16 protein-coding genes are annotated in these 16,444 nt (G+C 66.4%); 10 read left to right on the forward strand and 6 right to left on the reverse strand.

From position 1 onward, the window contains the following. The first annotated feature begins 7 nt into the window (after positions 1 to 7). The 3 genes from NG1_RS11790 to NG1_RS11800 all read left to right on the forward strand — a co-directional run bounded on the left by NG1_RS11790 (position 8) and on the right by NG1_RS11800 (position 2,940). Positions 8 to 1,156, forward strand: coding sequence for a thiolase family protein (locus NG1_RS11790; protein WP_062970080.1), 1,149 nt, complete (start codon positions 8 to 10; stop codon positions 1,154 to 1,156). 115 nt (positions 1,157 to 1,271) lie between these two features. Then, positions 1,272 to 2,285 carry an aromatic ring-hydroxylating oxygenase subunit alpha gene (locus tag NG1_RS11795; RefSeq protein WP_062970081.1) on the forward strand — a complete coding sequence of 338 codons (1,014 nt, stop codon included), beginning with the start codon at positions 1,272 to 1,274 and terminating at the stop codon, positions 2,283 to 2,285. Between the two features lie 37 nt (positions 2,286 to 2,322). Further along, the gene (locus NG1_RS11800; protein WP_062970082.1) at positions 2,323 to 2,940 is read left to right on the forward strand and encodes a cysteine hydrolase family protein; all 618 of its coding nucleotides are present in this window, start codon (positions 2,323 to 2,325) and stop codon (positions 2,938 to 2,940) included. A gap of 126 nt (positions 2,941 to 3,066) precedes the next feature. On the opposite strand, the gene NG1_RS11805 is transcribed toward NG1_RS11800, so the two are convergent. The 6 genes from NG1_RS11805 to NG1_RS11825 form a co-directional block, all read right to left on the reverse strand. After that, positions 3,067 to 3,369: a hypothetical protein gene (locus tag NG1_RS11805; protein ID WP_062970083.1), complete on the reverse strand. Its 303-nt coding sequence runs from the start codon at positions 3,367 to 3,369 to the stop codon at positions 3,067 to 3,069. After that, a complete protein-coding gene (locus NG1_RS11810) occupies positions 3,366 to 4,883 on the reverse strand; it encodes a class I adenylate-forming enzyme family protein (protein WP_062970084.1) in 1,518 nt (505 codons plus the stop codon). Before NG1_RS11810 ends, NG1_RS11805 begins: the two co-directional genes overlap by 4 nt. Before the next feature lie 77 nt (positions 4,884 to 4,960). After that, positions 4,961 to 6,259, reverse strand: a complete 1,299-nt coding sequence (locus NG1_RS11815) for an amidohydrolase family protein (protein ID WP_062970085.1) — start codon at positions 6,257 to 6,259, stop codon at positions 4,961 to 4,963. A 91-nt stretch (positions 6,260 to 6,350) separates the two neighbouring features. Then, entirely contained in the window at positions 6,351 to 6,497 is a 147-nt protein-coding gene (locus NG1_RS34960; RefSeq protein ID WP_063910322.1) for a hypothetical protein, read from the reverse strand. Between the two features lie 16 nt (positions 6,498 to 6,513). Continuing rightward, complete coding sequence (locus NG1_RS11820) at positions 6,514 to 7,734, reverse strand: CaiB/BaiF CoA transferase family protein (RefSeq protein WP_062970086.1); 1,221 nt, start codon at positions 7,732 to 7,734, stop codon at positions 6,514 to 6,516. Positions 7,735 to 7,928: 194 nt separating this feature from the next. Beyond that, a complete protein-coding gene (locus tag NG1_RS11825; protein ID WP_062970087.1) occupies positions 7,929 to 9,089 on the reverse strand; it encodes a phosphotransferase family protein in 1,161 nt (386 codons plus the stop codon). Positions 9,090 to 9,529: 440 nt separating this feature from the next. On the opposite strand from NG1_RS11825, the gene NG1_RS11830 reads away from it, so the two are divergent. The 7 genes from NG1_RS11830 to NG1_RS11860 all read left to right on the forward strand — a co-directional run bounded on the left by NG1_RS11830 (position 9,530) and on the right by NG1_RS11860 (position 16,362). Continuing rightward, positions 9,530 to 10,993: an aldehyde dehydrogenase family protein gene (locus tag NG1_RS11830; protein ID WP_084498863.1), complete on the forward strand. Its 1,464-nt coding sequence runs from the start codon at positions 9,530 to 9,532 to the stop codon at positions 10,991 to 10,993. 52 nt (positions 10,994 to 11,045) lie between these two features. Next, complete coding sequence (locus NG1_RS11835) at positions 11,046 to 11,894, forward strand: mycofactocin-coupled SDR family oxidoreductase (protein WP_062970089.1); 849 nt, start codon at positions 11,046 to 11,048, stop codon at positions 11,892 to 11,894. 3 nt (positions 11,895 to 11,897) lie between these two features. Then, entirely contained in the window at positions 11,898 to 12,089 is a 192-nt protein-coding gene (locus NG1_RS11840; RefSeq protein WP_062970090.1) for a rubredoxin, read from the forward strand. Beyond that, entirely contained in the window at positions 12,086 to 13,372 is a 1,287-nt protein-coding gene (locus NG1_RS11845; RefSeq protein WP_063910323.1) for an NAD(P)/FAD-dependent oxidoreductase, read from the forward strand. Before NG1_RS11840 ends, NG1_RS11845 begins: the two co-directional genes overlap by 4 nt. A 106-nt stretch (positions 13,373 to 13,478) precedes the next feature. Beyond that, positions 13,479 to 14,660: a thiolase family protein gene (locus NG1_RS11850; RefSeq protein ID WP_062970092.1), complete on the forward strand. Its 1,182-nt coding sequence runs from the start codon at positions 13,479 to 13,481 to the stop codon at positions 14,658 to 14,660. A 117-nt stretch (positions 14,661 to 14,777) separates the two neighbouring features. Continuing rightward, positions 14,778 to 15,539: a crotonase/enoyl-CoA hydratase family protein gene (locus tag NG1_RS11855; protein ID WP_062970123.1), complete on the forward strand. Its 762-nt coding sequence runs from the start codon at positions 14,778 to 14,780 to the stop codon at positions 15,537 to 15,539. A gap of 52 nt (positions 15,540 to 15,591) precedes the next feature. After that, positions 15,592 to 16,362 (forward strand): SDR family NAD(P)-dependent oxidoreductase, encoded by a 771-nt coding sequence (locus NG1_RS11860; protein ID WP_062970093.1) that lies wholly within the window; start codon positions 15,592 to 15,594, stop codon positions 16,360 to 16,362. The last annotated feature ends 82 nt before the right edge of the window (positions 16,363 to 16,444 follow it).

The raw sequence follows: 16,444 nt of genomic DNA on the forward strand, positions 1-16,444 counted from the left end.
TTCCGACATGACCAACGACGTCGCGATCATCGGCGTGGGTATGCATCCCTTCGGCCGCTTCGAGGGCAAGACCGCCATGCAAATGGGGGCCGACGCGATCCGAGCCGCGCTCGCCGACGCCGGACTGGAATGGCGAGACATCCAGTTCGCTATCGGTGGCAGCTGGGAGGTCGCGAATCCCGACGCGATCGTGGGCCTGATGGGGCTGACCGGGATCCCCTTCACCAACGTCTTCAACGCGTGCGCCACGTCGGCCAGCGCCACCGAGGCGTGCGCCGACGCGATCCGGCTGGGCAAATACGACATCGGAATCGCGATCGGCATGGACAAGCATCCGCGCGGAGCTTTCACCGTCGACCCCACCCTGGTCGGAATGCCCAAGTGGTACGGCGAGAACGGTCAGTACCTGACCACGCAGTTCTTCGGGATGAAGGCCAATCGCTATCTCCACGATCACGGCATCTCCGTGGAAACGCTGGCCAAGGTGGCGGCAAAGAACTACCGCAACGGCGGATTGAATCCGAACGCTTTCCGCCGCAAGCCGGTCCCCGAGGAGGACATCCTCAACGCGGCGATGCTCAACTACCCCTTGACCCATTACATGTTCTGCGCGCCGGACGAAGGTGCCGCCGCGGTGATCATGTGCCGTGCCGACATCGCGCATCGCTACACGAGCAAACCCGTGTATGTGCGAGCCGTCGAGGTGCGGACGCGCAAATACGGTGCCTACGAGGTCAACACGGCGTACGCACCGGTACAGGAGGACGCGTCGCCTTCGGTCTACGCCTCTCGCGCGGCATTCGAGTCCGCGGGTGTATCGCCCGAGGACATCGATGTCATCCAGTTGCAGGACACCGATGCCGGCGCCGAGGTCATCCATATGGCCGAGGCCGGGTTCTGCGCCGACGGCGACCAGGAGCGACTGATCGCCGACGGTGTCACCGAGATCTCCGGCTCCATGCCGGTGAACACCGACGGTGGACTCATCGCGAACGGCGAGCCGATCGGTGCCTCGGGAATGCGACAGCTCCACGAACTGGTGCTGCAATTGCGCGGAACCGCGGGCGACCGTCAAGTCGCTGGTGCGCCCAAGGCAGGATTCGCCCTTCTCTACGGCGCTCCCGGCACCGCGGGGGCCACGGTCGTCACCATGTGATCCGGGTCGGAATGCGAGACCTTCCGACATCATCCAGGCGGGCAGTCGGCTGCACCGCAGTGGAAATGCTCAACGACATACCAAACACTATTTTCAACGGCCCTGGAGGTGCCCTGTGAAAGTTCCGTTCACCTGGAAGGTCACCGGTTGGTTCATGGTCGGCTGGTCGGCCGAATTCCCGCTCGGCGAGGCGCGGCCACTGCGGTACTTCGGAGAAGATCTGGTCGCCTACCGTGACGAGTCCGGCGAATTGCATATCCTGACCGGTCATTGCCGGCATCTCGGCGCGCATCTCGGCCACGGTGGCAAGGTGGTCGGCGACTGCGTGGAATGCCCGTTCCATGGATGGCAGTGGGGGCCGGACGGCAGGAATCGTAAGATCCCCGGCGAGGATCGGGTGAACCGCGGCTTGCGGTTGCAGGTGTATCCGGTCAACGAGCAGAACGGCTGCGTGTTCATGTGGCACCAGCCCGAGGGTAAGCCGCCGCAGTGGGAGATGCCCGATATCCTGCGGCTGTTCCCGGATCTCGAATCGGATCCCGCGAGCTATTACCGTCCCTACCCGGAATTCTCCCGCAAGACCGAGCGGGAGCCGGTGCACCCGCAGGTGGTGCTCGAGAACGGCCCGGACAGTCTGCATTTCGAGTACGTGCACGGCGCGACTGTCACGCCGCAGATGCTGGACTACAGTGCGGTCGATCACACCTGGTCGTTCCTGACCGGTTGGCCCGACGCCCGCAGTGACGATCCGAACAAGATGGCCTTGAAGATCCACGCTCAGATGTTCGGCCTCGGCGGCTCGATCAGCGCTTTCGAGGGTTCGTCGAAACACCGGCTGATCTTCGCCACCACACCCGTCGACGACGAGTGCTCGGACCTGTTCTATTCGATCTGGTGGCCGAAGAATCCCGGAGACGACTCCGATGTGCCGCCGCCCGAAGTCCGCGAGCGCGTGGAGAAGCAGTTCCTGGTGACGGTCTGGGAGGACCTGAGCATCTGGCGCTACCAGAAGTACGTCGAGCGGCCGCCGCTGTCGCCGAAGGACGCCAAACCGTATCTGTCGCTGCGCAAATGGGCCACCCAGTTCTACGACGTGCCGCCGGTGGACTCCACGACGGTCTCGGCGTGAGCGGAGCGCTCGGGTACGCGGCCTCGGGGGTGGTGGCATGAGCGCACGCCCTCTGGCCGATCTCGTCGCGCCCGCGCATACCGCCGTCATCACTCAGGAATGCCAGGGCGCGGTGGTCGGCCCCGCCGCGGGATTGCCCGTGCTGGCCGAGGAAGCGCGCCGCAGGGCTCTGCCCAATATCGGCATGTTGCTTCCGGTCGCCCGCGCCGCCGGCGTGCGGGTGGTGCACTGCCTGGTCTGGCGGCGAGCCGATGGACTCGGCTCCAATCACAACGCCAAATTGTTCGCGCTCGGGCGGCGAGGTGTCGCGGTGACCCCGGGTAGCGATGGTGCGGCACTGCTTCCCGAGTTCGGACCCGAGCCCAGCGATCTGGTGCTCGGGCGTCAGCACGGACTCGGGCCGATGGGGGGTACCGATCTGGATGCCGTGCTACGCAATCTCGGTGTCTCCACCATCGTGGCCGTCGGAGTCTCGCTGAATGTGGCCATTCCCAACCTGGTGATGGACGCGGTCAATGCCGCCTACGACGTCGTGGTGCCGCGGGACGCCGTCGCCGGCGTCCCGCGTGAATACGGCGAAGCGATCATCGACAACACGTTGTCGATGATCGCCACCGTCACCACGACCGAAGAGTTGCTGACGGCCTGGCGCTGACTCCGGCCGCGGCCGCCGCACGACAACGGCGCTCCCACCTTCGGAAGGTATGAGCGCCGTATAGTTCTGCGTCCGGACATGTTCGACCGATGGGGCGCGGGTTCTCCGCGCCCCGTGCCTGTACCGTCAGTCGCTGGACGGGAGCTGCTTGGCTTCCTTGAGAGCCAGCGGAACCGCGTCCACGTCGAGAGTGCCGCCGCCCGCCCGCGTGACGAGGATTTCGGCGCCGCTGTCGTGGACGTAGCGCTTACCCACGGCGGTGCCGCCGGAGAACTCCGGATCGAGGACGGCACCGGCGTCCCTCTGCTCGCCGAGCGGCACCATGGGTGCGCCACCACAGCGCAGCCCGTCGATGGCGTCGGTGGATTTGATGACGATCACCTGGGTCTCACAGACCTGGCTTTCGAGTCGGGCGCCGCTCTTGATCACGATGACTCCTGGGTGGTGGACAGGGCAGGGGAGAGTTCCTGGACGAGGGTGCGCCGCAGGATCTTGCCCGTGGGGGTGGTGGGTAACTGGTCGCGGAAGACGACTCGGTCCGGTGTCCGGGAACCGCGGAGGTTTTCGCGCACATGCGCGCGCAGGTGTTCGGGATCCGGTACGGAACCGGAGGGCACGACGACAGCCACGATGATCTGGCCCCACTCCTCGTCGGGTACGCCGACCACGGCGACTTCTCGCACGTCGGGATGCTCGACCAGGACTTCCTCGAGTTCGGCGGGGGCGATGTTCTCCCCGCCGCGGATGATGGTGTCGTCGGAGCGTCCACCGATGAACAGGTAGCCGTCGGCGTCGAGTTCGGCGAGATCCTTCGTGGGGAACCACCCGTCGGGGTCGAGGACGGAACCGATCTCGGCATAGGTGCCCGACACCTGCGGGCCCCGGACGAACAACTCACCGACTTCACCCGGTGGGAGGACCGCGCCATCCGCGTCGCGGATCTGCAACTCTACGCCGGGCACGGCCCGGCCGACCGAACCCAGTCGTCTGGCGACGGCGGGGTCGTCGGAGCCGTAGGCGATCCGGTGATCCTCGGGAGTCGACACGGCGATCGTCGAACTGGTTTCCGTCAGACCGTAGGCGTTGACCAAGCCGACGCCCGGCAGCAACTCGAGTGCTGCGCGGACCAGCGGGAGAGGTGCCTTGGATCCGCCGTAGGCGAGTGTGCGCAAGGTCGGTAATTCGACGCCGGGCGTGGCTCGTAAAGCTGCGACGATACGGTCGAGCATGGTCGGAACGACGGTGGCATTGGTGACCTGTTCCTCGCGTACCAACCCGATCCATCGGCCGGGGTCGAACTGCCGCAGATACACCGTCTTTCGACCGGCGTACAGATTCGACAGCGCCGCACCGACACCGGCGATGTGATAGGGCGGGACGCAGATCAGCGCCGAGTCTCCGGGTTCGGCGGAGGCGAACTCGACGGTGCCCATCACGTAACTGGTCAGATTGGCGTGCGTCAGTTCGACGGCTTTGGGGCGCGAGGTCGTCCCGGAGGTGAACAGCAGCACGGCGATGTCGTCGGGCGCGGCGTCGACGACCGTTTCGTTTCCTCCGGTGCTGCGGACGGTGGCGAAGAACAAGGCCGAGTCGATGACCTGCTTGCCGGAACCCGCGACCATCTCGGCGTATTCGGCGTCCACCACGACCAGCGGCGCGGGCAGCCGGTCGATCAATTCGCGCAACGCCGCCGCGCTGAGCCGGTAGTTCAACGGCGTGAACGCCCGTCCGGCCCGCGCGGATCCGAACAGCAACAGCGGCAGCATGAGGCCGCCCGTGCCGACATAGGCGACATGGTCGGCGCCGGACGTACGGATCAATCCGGCCGCACGGTCGGCCAGCAGGCTCAATTCCGCCGCGGTCGTGCGGGTGCCGTCCGATACGACGGCGACCCGATCCGGATCACTCGCCGTGACCATCTCGAGCATCACCGAAATGCTCAACGCATCACCTCATCGGTCTCGCAGGAGGATGCGGCCACCCCGCCGCGGGTGGAAGGGTGGCCGCGTATTCGTTTCGGTCAGCTCGCGGTGTGCGCGGTGGCCGCCTTGATCTGGGACTGGAACGACTGGAGCTTGTCCTCGGCCGTGGTGGACCGGTGGCTGCGTGCCTGGATGCTGACGTCGTGGCCGGCGGCGGCTGCCCGCAGCGCACCGACGGTGGCCTGCTCTTTCGGCACGTGCTTGAACGGATCGAAGGAGTACCAGCGCATCGCGTTCAGATGCGTCATCTTGTCGATGTCCTCGTCGGGGACCTGCTCGCTCTCGAGCACTCCGGCCAGCACCTCCGGAGCGTCCGGCCACATCGAATCACTGTGCGGGTAGTCCATTTCCCACGAGATGTTGTCGATGCCGATCTCGTGGCGCAACCGCACCCCGATGGGGTCGCTGATGAAGCAGGTCAGGAAGTGGTCACGGAAGACCTCCGACGGCCGTTTGCCGCCGAAGTCCTGCATGGTCCAGGTGGAGTGCATCTCGAAGGTGCGGTCCACGCGCTCGAGGAAGTAGGGAATCCAGCCGGTCCCGCCCTCGGACAGGGCGATCTTCAGATCCGGGTACTCCTTCACCGGCCGCGACCACAACAGGTCGGCCGCGGCCTGCACGATATTCAGCGGCTGCAGCGTGATCATCACGTCCGGGGGTGAATCGACCGCGGGGATCGACAGCCTTCCCGAGGACCCGATATGGACGCTCAGTACGGTGCCTGTGTCGACCAGCGCCTTCCACAACGGGTTCCAGTACGGATCGTGGAAGCTGGGGTAGCCCAGCGCCGCCGGATTCTCGCTGAAGGTCAGGGAGTGCACGCCCTTGGCCGCGACCCGGCGGACCTCGGCGGCGCACAATTCGGCATCCCAGATCACCGGCAGCGCCATCGGAATGAAGCGCCCGGGGTAGGCCCCGCACCATTCGTCGATGTGCCAGTCGTTGTACGCCTGCACCAGGGCGAGTGAGAATTCCGGGTCTTCGGTCGCGAACAGTCGTCCGGCGAAGCCGGGAAACGACGGGAAATTCATCGACGCCAGGATTCCGCCGGCGTTCATGTCCTTGATGCGTTCGTCGACATCGAAGCAACCCGGCCGGATCTCGTCGAGGCCGTCGGGTTCCAGTCCGTACTCCTCTTTGGGACGTCCGGCCACGGCGTTGAGCGCGACGTTCGGAATGACCGTGTCCCGGAACTTCCATACATCGGCGCCGTCGTCGGTGTGCACCAGCCGGGGGGCATCGTCGGCGTACTTCTTGGGCAAGTGGTTCTTGAACATGTCCGGCGGCTCGATGATGTGATCATCGACGCTGATCAGGATCATGTCGTTCTTATCCACGACCGCACTCCTAACATATCTACAGTATGCCTTACAATATAGCCCATGGTCGCGCTGGCCGGGATGGCTCCGACCAGGATTTCCGGCGGGGTCAATAGGCCATGAACAGGATTTGGTCTCGCGTGTACTCGTGATCTGGATGCTGCTCGGCGAGATGTCGTCGCGCCTTGTCCACGAGGTCGTCCTCGTCGAGGCCGACGAGGAACTCCCCGCAGGGGCAACTCAGGTGGCGTTTCATGAAGTGCCGATCGATGTCACAGAATCGCGCCGGCGTCTTTTGCCGCGATGATGTCGTCCCATTCCATGCCGAGTTCGAGCAGGATGGTCTCGGTGTGCTCCCCGTACTCGGGAGAACGGCTCGGCGGGGCCGGTGTCTCGTCGAATTGCACGGGGGCTGCGACGGTCCGGTACTCGTTGCCCGCGCTGTCGGTCACCGTCATGAGGTAGCCGTTGGCCGTGACCTGTGGATCGGCGAGTACTTCTCGCGGGCTCGCGATGGTCGCCCACACGCCCGGTTCGTCGGCGAGCGCCTTCTGCCAGTCGGCCAGATCGCGCTCGGCGAATGTCTTGCGCAATTCCGCCGTCGCGGCCTCCTGGTTGGCGACCAGATTCGCCAGCGGGACGAATCGTTCGTCGACGCCCAGGTCCGGACGGCCGATGCGCTCGCAGAAACCACGCCAGTAGCGATCGGCCTGGAGCAGCACCAGTTGCACCCATCGGTTGTCCCGGGTCTTGTAGCGATTGACCGCGGGATTGAGCGCGGTGCCCGCCTCGCCGGCCGGAATTCGATCGATGTCGTAGTAGTCGGCGGCCGCGATATCCGGTGCGACGGCCCACATGCCCTGCGCCAGCAGCGAACTGTCGACGATCGGGGCGTGGCCGGTGCGTTCGCGATGGAACAGAGCCGCCGTGATGCCGCCGGCCAGGGTGATGCCACCCTGGAGATCGCCGAAAGCCGGTCCCTGCGCCATCGGGAACTCGGCGTTCGTCGGCGTCAGAGCGTAGGCGACACCGGCGCGCGCGAGGTAGCTGGCGGCGTCGAACCCGCCGCGATCCTTCTCCGGGCCACGGCTGCCTTGACCGCTGCCTCTGGCGATGATCACGTTCGGATTGAACTCGCGGATCTGTTCGACCGACAATCCGGCCCGCTCGAGCGGTGCGGGTAGCCAGTTGGTCAGGAAGACATCCGCGTTCGCGATCAATCGTGCGATGATTCGCCTGCCCTGCTCGGACTTGATGTCGACCCCGATGCTGCGCTTGCCGTGGTTGCCCAGCTCCATCATGAAGTTGGCCCGCACGGGCGTGCCCGTGCCGTCGAGGCCGCCCACAACCAAGTTGCGGCACGGATCGCCGCCCTTGGTGTCCTCGATCTTGATCACGTCTGCACCCCAGTCGGCCAGCGCGGCCCCGGCACTCGGTACGTAGGTCCACGAGGCCAATTCGACCACTTTCACGCCATTGAGCAGACCCGACATCGGCGCTCCCTTTCCCGCGATTGATCCGTCTCGACGGACTATACGGTAATGTTTACAGTTAGTCACCCAAGACGCCGGATCGTAGAAGTCGGGACAGTGCGACGGGCATATCGGAGCCGGGCGGCGGCCACCTCGATCTGTTCGTTGTTCGAAGGCCGCTATCCGTCGCGTCGACGGCGGATGAAAGTTTGACGTCAAACTCGCTTGCCGTCGAGGAGTGCGGTCAGCACCCCGAAACTGTCGTGCGCCTCGACGCCCGCCACGGCCCGCGCCACGCCGACCCGGGAAACCTCGAACGGCTGCATGCGCTCGCCGGCCTCGGCGGTGCAGACGGCGGCGAGATAGAGCTCGGTGATGCCCGCGCGATACAACGTCCACATCCGCTCGCCGTCGACACGGGCACCCGCCGCGTCCAAGCCGGCTACGTAGCGCTCGACGAGATCGCGTTCGATCTCGCGAAGCAGATCCGGTTCGACCGACGCGTTCGCGAAGTAGGCGACATCACGGATGCCCGCCCCGGCTGTCGCGATCTGCCAGTCCAGGAAGCCGGGGCCGGTGCTCTCGAAGAAGAGATTGCCCAAATGGGGGTCGCCGTGGATCAGGGTCTGGGGCTGCGCGGCCCAGAAGGCGTCGATGTCGGCGCTGCGCTGGAAGAAGATGCGGCACTGCCGTTTCATCGTCTCCGGTATCAGCTGCGCCGCGTGTCCGGTGATCTCGCCCAGGAAGCGGTGACGGATGATGTCGGCGAGGCGAATGTCCGCGATGGAGCGCATGGTGAGCGGCGCGAGTTCGGTCGCGAACCGGTCGGTGCTCCAATACGCGCCGTGCAGGGCGGCCATGGCGTCGACGACGGCCTGCGCCTCCGCCCGGGTCACCGAGTCGCGAACCGTGCGGAATTCCGCTGTCGGTGCCAGATCCTCGAGTACGAGGACGCAGCGACGCCGGAGCCGGTCGGTTTGTGCCGCATAGCATCGCGGCACGCGGATCGGCGGAGCGTCGCCCAAAGCGCGATAGGCGAGGATTTCACGGGTGCCGAGGCGGAAGATGTTCATCAGCACGTGCTGCAGATAATTGCGGGGCGGCAGCTTCAAGAACAGGGCTTCGGGGATGTCGGCATCGGATTCGACGGCGATGCGGGCGCGCGCCGCGGTGCCGGAGTGGTGTTCGAGCACGCGCACCGATGTGATCGCGCCGGGGGGCAAACGCAACGCCGTGGCGAGCCATCTCTCGGTGGCTTCGTGAACACGCAGCGGAATCCGTGTGCCGAAGGAGTTCGTGCGATCCAGCCCGGCTCGGATCGCCTCCCTTCCGGCCATGCCGAGGCTGCGAGCGGTCGCGACTGATTGCGAGGTCATGGGTCGGGCATCCATCCTTGGATCTCGGCATCGCGAAAGTCTTCGCCCGCATGGTCCCCGCCGTGGTCGAGGGGTGCGCGGTGTGACCTGCGGGCACGTTGTGTTTCCGGCGCGCGATGCGCTACTCGTGATTGTGGATCGGTTGCGCCTGATCAGATTCGCATATCTCGCCTTCGCCCGCGCGGTCTTCTCGCGAGTCTCCGCGCCTGCTCGCCCTGTGCTGCCGAGCGGCGGACCGTACCACTACGACGTCCTTGAACAGACCTGGTATCGGCGCCGCCTCACTCTGATTGATCCACTTCTTGAAGTGCGATACGGTAATAGTTACAGTTAGACATCCTGGACGGTGATCTGGAGGTAATGTGAGCGACGTCGTCGGTGCGCGGGTGGCCCTGAGCCCAGAGCTGGGGCGTGCGGCCGCTGAGCAGGCCGAATTCCGGATGCTCATCGATGGAGAGCTGACGGAAGCGGCGTCCGGCGCGGCATTCGACAACCACAGCCCGGCGACCGGGTTGCTGCTCGGCACCACCGCCGCCGCGGGCGAGCAGGACATGCTGCGCGCGATCGCCGCCGCGCGCCGCGCCTTCGACGACACGAGATGGTCGACCGACCGCGCGCTGCGCCGCCGCTGCCTCGAGCAACTGCAACTCGCGCTGGAGACGGAGAAGGAGCAGTTGCGTACCGAGCTCGTCGCCGAGGTCGGCTGCCCGGTGATGACCACGCAGAATGCGCAGCTGGAATGGCCGCTTGCCGAGGCATTGCGATACCCGGCGGGTCTGATCGAGGAATTCGCCTGGGAACGCGTCCTCGTGGGCGGGGGTCTGTTCGGTGATCGCAACAAACGCACCGTGGTCCAGGAGCCGGTGGGCGTGGTCGCGGCCATCTGCCCGTCGAACTTCCCGATCGAGGTGATCCTCAACAAGCTCGGTCCCGCCTTGGCGGCCGGAAACACGGTGGTGCTCAAGCCGGACCCGAACACTCCGTGGAACGCCACCCGCCTGGGCCGGTTGATCGCTGAGCACACCGACTTCCCGCCGGGCGTGGTGAACGTCGTGACAACGCCGTCCAACGACGTGGCCGGGCTGCTGGCGACCGATCCCCGGGTCGATCTCATCTCGTTCACCGGCTCGACCGCGGTCGGGCGCACTCTCATGCGTCAGGGCGCCGACACCATGAAGCGCACCTTTCTCGAACTCGGCGGCAAGTCCGCTCTGATCGTGCTCGACGACGCGAAACCGGAGAACGCCCTGCGCAGTGCGGTCGGCGTGTGCGTCCACGCAGGCCAGGCGTGCGCTGCGACCAGCCGGATGCTGGTGCACCGCTCGATGTTCGACGACATGGTCGCGGCGGTGGGTGCGGCGTTCCAGGCGGTGCCGCTAGGCGACCCGGCACTGCCGGAGACCCTGGTCGGCCCGGTGATCAGCGCAGCGCAGCGTGCCCGCGTGCTCGACGCGTCCGCGCGGGCGATACGCGACGGCGCGCGCCTGATCACCGGGGGAGGCGTGCCGGGGAATCTGCCCGGCCACTTGGCGGCCGGTCATTTCGTCGAGCCGACAGTGTTCGTCACCGAGGATCCGGAACTCGCGATCGCCCAGGAGGAAATCTTCGGGCCGGTATTGGTGGTGATTCCGTTCGCCGACGACGACGAAGCCGTGCGTATCGCCAACAACAGCGCCTTCGGCTTGGCCGGCGCGGTGCTCTCGCGGTCCGAGGAGCGCGGCATGGATATCGCGCGCAGGCTCAGGACCGGTGCGGTCGGCGTCAACGGCGGGATGTTCTACGGAGCCGACGCACCGTTCGGGGGTTACAAGAACAGCGGGGTCGGCCGCCAGTGCGGCCTCGAGGGATTCCAGCAGTACTTGGAGACCAAGACCATCGGCTTCCGGATGCCGCGGCAGAGCTGATCGCTCAAACGGTGGACCGACCCACCATCGAAGTACTGAAAGGTTGCCACTAGTGGGAAAATTGGACGACAAGGTCGCGGTGATCTCGGGCGCGGCCCGGGGCCAGGGGCGCTCACACGCGGTGAACCTCGCCGCCGAGGGTGCGAGCATCATCGCCCTGGACATCTGCGCCGAGCTCGAGGGAAACACCTACCCCCTCGCCCGGCCCGAAGATCTGGAGGAAACTGCCCGGCTGGTCGAGAAGGAAGGCGTTCGCGTCCATCCGGTCGTCGTCGACGTGCGTGAGCGCGGCGCCGTCTGGAGTGCGATAGCCCAAGGCGTCGAAGCGCTGGGACGACTGGACATCGTGGTCGCCAACGCGGGTATCGCGCCGATGGGGCGCGGCCAGACCATCCAATCGTGGTCGGACACGATCGACACCGATCTGGCCGGTGTGTTCAACGTGGTACAGGCAAGCCTTCCGCATCTCGGTCCCGGATCCTCGATCATCGCGACGGGTTCGCTCGCGGCACAGCTGGGCAGCTCGACCAAACAGGGGCCAGGCGGCTCCGCGTACAGCTTCGCCAAGCAGGTTGTCGCGCACTACGTGAACGATCTGGCGATTCAGCTCGCCAAGAAATCGATCCGGGTCAACGCCGTGCATCCCACGAACGTGAACACCGACATGCTGCACAACGAGGGCATGTACAAAGTCTTCCGCCCCGACCTGGAGGCCCCCACTCGCGAAGACGCCGAAGTGGCGTTCCCGGCGATGCAGGCCATGCGCGTGCCGTACATCGAGCCGCAGGACGTCTCGAATCTCGTCGTCTTCCTGGCCTCCGAGGACGCGCGCTACATCACCGGCAGTCAATTGCGCGTGGACGCGGGCGGTTTCGTCAAGTCCGTGCCCTGGGGGAAGTGAACGATGACGAATACCACGACCGCCTATAAGCTCTACCGCTGCGTCATCTGCGGATTCGAGTACGACGAGGAGCTCGGCTGGCCGGATGACGGGATCGAACCCGGCACCCGCTGGGACGACATCCCCGAGGACTGGACCTGCCCCGACTGCGGCGCCGAGAAGTCCGACTTCGAGATGGTCGAGGTCGAGCGGTGACCGTCCCGCCGCGTGGTCGAGTGGTGATCCTCGGCACCGGCGTCGCCGGGGCCACCGCGGCGGAGACGCTGCGCAAGCAGGGATTCGCCGGGTCGATCGTTCTGGTCGGTAACGATCCGGCGGTGCCCTACCGTCGGCCGATGGTGTCCAAGGAGTTGCTGTCGGGCGCCGTCGGCGAAGAGAAGGCGCGGCTCAAACCGGCCGCGTTCTGGTCCGAGATGACGATCGAGTTGAGCACGGGAGTGTCCGCACGCGCACTCGATACCACTTCCGCCCGTGTCGAATTCGACGACGGCTCCGACCTGTCCTACGACGCGCTCATCCTGGCGACCGGAGGACGGCCGCGGCGGCTGGACTCCCTGCTGCCCGGGGCGCACACCCTTCGGCATCTGCACGATGTCACGCCCCTTCGGTCGGCCTTCGACCGCGCAGGCGCGACGGGTGCCGCACCGAGCGTCCTCGTGGTCGGTGGCGGACTCGTCGGCATGGAGGCGGCTGCCACCGCACGCACCGCGGGAGCCGAAGTCACCGTGCTGGAGATGTCGAATCGTGTACTCGAACGCGTGGTGCCGGAGCCCATTTCGGCCAGCTACCAGCGTATGCACCGGGATCGAGGGGTCGCGGTGGAGACCGGAGTCCGGCTCGCCGCGGCGGCCGAGGAGAACGGACGCACACGTGTGGTGGCCGAGGACGGGCGGGAGTGGGTTGCCGACGCGGTGATCGCCGCGGTCGGCATGGCGCCCAACACCGAACTCGCCGAACGTGTCGGCCTGACCGTGGACGACGGCATCATCGTCGACCAGTTCTGCGCGACTTCGGCGCCCGGCGTGTACGCGGCCGGGGATGTCGCGCGACTGCCGAATCGAATCCTCGGCGGAACCGAACGGATCGAGCACTGGAATCACGCGCAGGCCCACGGCGCCGCCGCGGCGCGCACCATACTGGGCGAGCGCGTGCCCTACGAAGAGGTTCCGTGGTGCTGGACGAACCAGTTCGGCCGCAACCTCCAGATCGCGGGCTGGCCCGGGCGCGGCACCGAGCTGATCGTGCGCGGTGACGTCGACGCTGGCCCGTTCCTCGCGCTGAGCCTGGCCGAAGATCGCCTGGTCGGCGTGATCGGTGTCGGGAAGCCCCGTGATGTGAAGGCGGCGCAGACGTTGATCAAGAAGGGCCCGTACCTGCCGCGCGCCGTCCTCGATCGCGATGAGTTCGACCTCGTCGGGTTGGCCTCGACTCCAGAACGTTTCACCGTCGATGCGGCGACCGCCGTGGCGGCCGAATGACTTGGCGCCGCGACCGGGATCCGCTTCCGGACGAGTACCGCTGTCATCGGATTACAGCAAGGGCCGCGCCAGCGGGTGCGGCTGGATAACGCAAAGGTTGAGAGATATGTCCAAACCCGTCATTGTCAGCGCGGTCCGAACCGCGATCGGACGCTCCTTCAAGGGCGCCCTCACCAACGTGGCGTCGGAGACGCTCGCGATCGAGATCCTGACCGAGGCGGTCCGCAGGTCCGGTATCGATCCGTCGGAAATAGACGACGTCATCTTCGCCGAACTGAACTACGGCGGCGGCGATCTGGCGCGGCACGCCGCGGTGGCCGCCGGCATGGAGAATGTGCCCGGCCAAGCGGTCAACCGGCAGTGTGCGGGCAGCCTTACCGCGATCGCCAACGCGTCCGCGCACATCGGCACCGGCATGGAGCGGGTGATCGTCGCGGGCGGCGTGCAATCGCTGTCCACCGCGCCCCTCATGAAGTGGCGAGTGCCGGGATCCGGGCCTGAACTGGAGTTCAGGGAGCCCTGGATCCCGCCGTCGCATCCCGAGACACCGGACGCGCCCACCACCGACATGTCGATCACCGTCGGCTGGAACACGGCGAAGAAGGTAGGCATCAGCCGTCAGGCGATGGACGACTGGGCGCTGCGGTCGCATCAGCGCGCCGTCGCCGCGATCGAGGAGGGGAAGTTCGTCGACGAGATCCTGCCGCTGAAGGTCGCGCAGGCCGACGGGTCGGTGATCGATTTCGCGGTGGACGAACACCCTCGCCGCGACACGACCGCAGAGCGACTGGCGGCGCTGCCCGTCCTGCATCCCGAGATCGAGGGCTTCTCGATCACCGCGGGCAACAGCAGTGGCATCAACGACGCCGCCGCCGCGGTGACGGTTGCCGCCGACGACTATGCCGCGGGCGCGGGCCTCGAGGTGCTGGCGACGGTACGAGCTTGGGCCAACGTCGGCGTGACTCCGGTGGACAACGGGATCGCGGCGTCGCACGTCATCGGCAAGGTGCTCGACCGGGCCGGCCTGAAGGTCAGTGATGTGGCGTTGTGGGAGATCAACGAGGCGTTCGCCTCGGTGCCGATCGCCGCGTGCCGGGCCCACGGCATCGACGAGGAGAAGGTGAACTTCTCCGGGAGCGGGTGCAGTCTCGGCCATCCCATCTCGGCCTCGGGAGCGCGCCAGGTGGCGACCTTGATCTACGAACTCCGGCGCCGTGGTGGCGGCATCGGCGTGTCGGCGATGTGTGCGGGTGGCGGCATGGGTGGAGCGCTCGTCATCGAAGTCTGATCGCACATCGCTCAGCGCGCGCTGCGCCGGGTGCCGTCGTACTCGGCCCCCGGCGCAGCGCGGCATGTACTGAAAAACTTTCTGTAAACCTATTTCGAACAGTGAATGGAGCTATCCGTGTCGGACGAAGTGCAGCTGGAACGCCGCGGACGAACACTGGTGATCACGATCAACCGGCCCGACGCGCGCAACGCGATCAATCTCGCGGTCAGCCAGGGATTGGCCGATGCGGTCGATGAACTCGACGCGAGCCCTGAGCTGTCCGTCGCGGTCCTCACCGGCAGCGGCGGGAACTTCAGCGCCGGAATGGATCTGAAGGCATTCGCGGCGGGGGAGTACCCGTACGTCGCCGGTCGCGGTCTCGGATTCACCGAGAAACCCCCCGCCAAGCCGATCATCGCCGCCGTCGAGGGGTACGCCCTGGCGGGCGGCACCGAACTGGTCCTGGCCACCGATTTGGTCGTAGCCGCCAAGACCGCGCGGTTCGGCATCCCCGAGGTCAAACGCGGCCTGGTCGCGGGCGGCGGCGCGCTGTTGCGGCTGCCGAAGCGCATTCCGTACCAGAAGGCGCTCGAACTCTCCCTCACCGGTGCGGATTTCACGGCCGAGGACGCCGCGGCTTGGGGTTTCGTGAACGATCTCGCCGAACCGGGGGAGGCGCTCGACCGGGCGCTGGCGCTCGCCGACCGGATCACCGCCAACGGACCGATCGCCGTCGCGGTGACCAAGGAGGTGATCGTCAAGGCGAGTGAGTGGAGCGCCGAGGAGATGTGGCAGAAGCAGTTGGAACTGATCGCCCCGGTCTTCGCTACCCAGGACGCCCAGGAAGGCGCGAAGGCATTCGCGGAGAAACGACCCCCCGAGTGGACGGGTAAGTGAGGCCACGCGCCCACATCCGCTCCGTCATCAACCCTAAAAGTAAGGAGACGCAGTGTCGTTCGAAGGTGAAGTAGTTCTGGTGACCGGTGGTGCCGGTGGCCTGGGTGACGCGACGGTGCGCAGGCTGCATGCCGAGGGTGCCGCCGTCGTCATCGCCGATGTCAATGACGAGAAGGGCAACGCCCTGGCCGACGAGCTGGGCAACAAGGCCGTCTACGTGCGTACCGACGTGCTCGACGACGCTACGATCGAGAACGCCTTCGCGAAGGCGGACGAGCTGGGCACGCTGCGCTACGCGGTGATCGCCCACGGTGGCTTCGGCGTGCTGGAGAAGGTCGTCAATCGCGACGGCAGCCCGCACACGTTGAAGGGTTTCACCGATACGATCGCGCTGTACCTGACGGGTACCTACAACGTGCTCCGTCTCACCGCGGCCAAGGTCGCGAAGCTGGAACCGAAGGACAACGGCGAACGCGGCGCGATCGTCATGACCAGTTCCATCGCCGGGTACGAGGGTCAGATCGGTCAGTCGGCGTACGCGGCGGCCAAAGGCGGCGTGATCGGGCTGACCCTGACCGGCGCCCGTGATCTCGCCGCGGTCGGCATCCGGTTGAACAGCATCGCGCCGGGAACCATGCACACTCCGATCATGGACTTCCTCGGTGAAGAGAAGCTCGGTCAGTTCGCCGCGTCGGTTCCTTTCCCCAAGCGGCTGGGCGCACCCGCGGAGTACGCGTTCCTGGCACAGCATCTGCTCGAGAACCCGTACCTCAATGGTGAAGTCGTGCGCCTCGACGGTGGACAGCGCTTCCAGCCGAAGTGAGCGTGATTCTGCCGCGCTCCGGCCGGCAGGATCAGGCGGGACAACGAGGTGGCGAAGGTATCCGCTCGCCGAGGGATCGGAT

The organism is Nocardia gamkensis NBRC 108242 (genome assembly GCF_001612985.1).
GTDB classification, from domain to species: Bacteria; Actinomycetota; Actinomycetes; order Mycobacteriales; family Mycobacteriaceae; genus Nocardia; species Nocardia gamkensis.

Bases quoted from the DNA above. Each gene is read 5' to 3' on its own strand.
- NG1_RS11790 (WP_062970080.1), top strand. From the start codon at position 8: ATGACCAACGACGTCGCGATCATCGGCGTGGGTATGCATCCCTTCGGC.
- NG1_RS11800 (WP_062970082.1), top strand. From the start codon at position 2,323: ATGAGCGCACGCCCTCTGGCCGATCTCGTCGCGCCCGCGCATACCGCC.
- NG1_RS34960 (WP_063910322.1), bottom strand. From the start codon at position 6,497: ATGAAACGCCACCTGAGTTGCCCCTGCGGGGAGTTCCTCGTCGGCCTC.
- NG1_RS11820 (WP_062970086.1), bottom strand. From the start codon at position 7,734: ATGTCGGGTCTGCTCAATGGCGTGAAAGTGGTCGAATTGGCCTCGTGG.
- NG1_RS11825 (WP_062970087.1), bottom strand. From the start codon at position 9,089: ATGACCTCGCAATCAGTCGCGACCGCTCGCAGCCTCGGCATGGCCGGA.
- NG1_RS11830 (WP_084498863.1), top strand. From the start codon at position 9,530: ATGCTCATCGATGGAGAGCTGACGGAAGCGGCGTCCGGCGCGGCATTC.
- NG1_RS11840 (WP_062970090.1), top strand. From the start codon at position 11,898: ATGACGAATACCACGACCGCCTATAAGCTCTACCGCTGCGTCATCTGC.
- NG1_RS11850 (WP_062970092.1), top strand. From the start codon at position 13,479: ATGTCCAAACCCGTCATTGTCAGCGCGGTCCGAACCGCGATCGGACGC.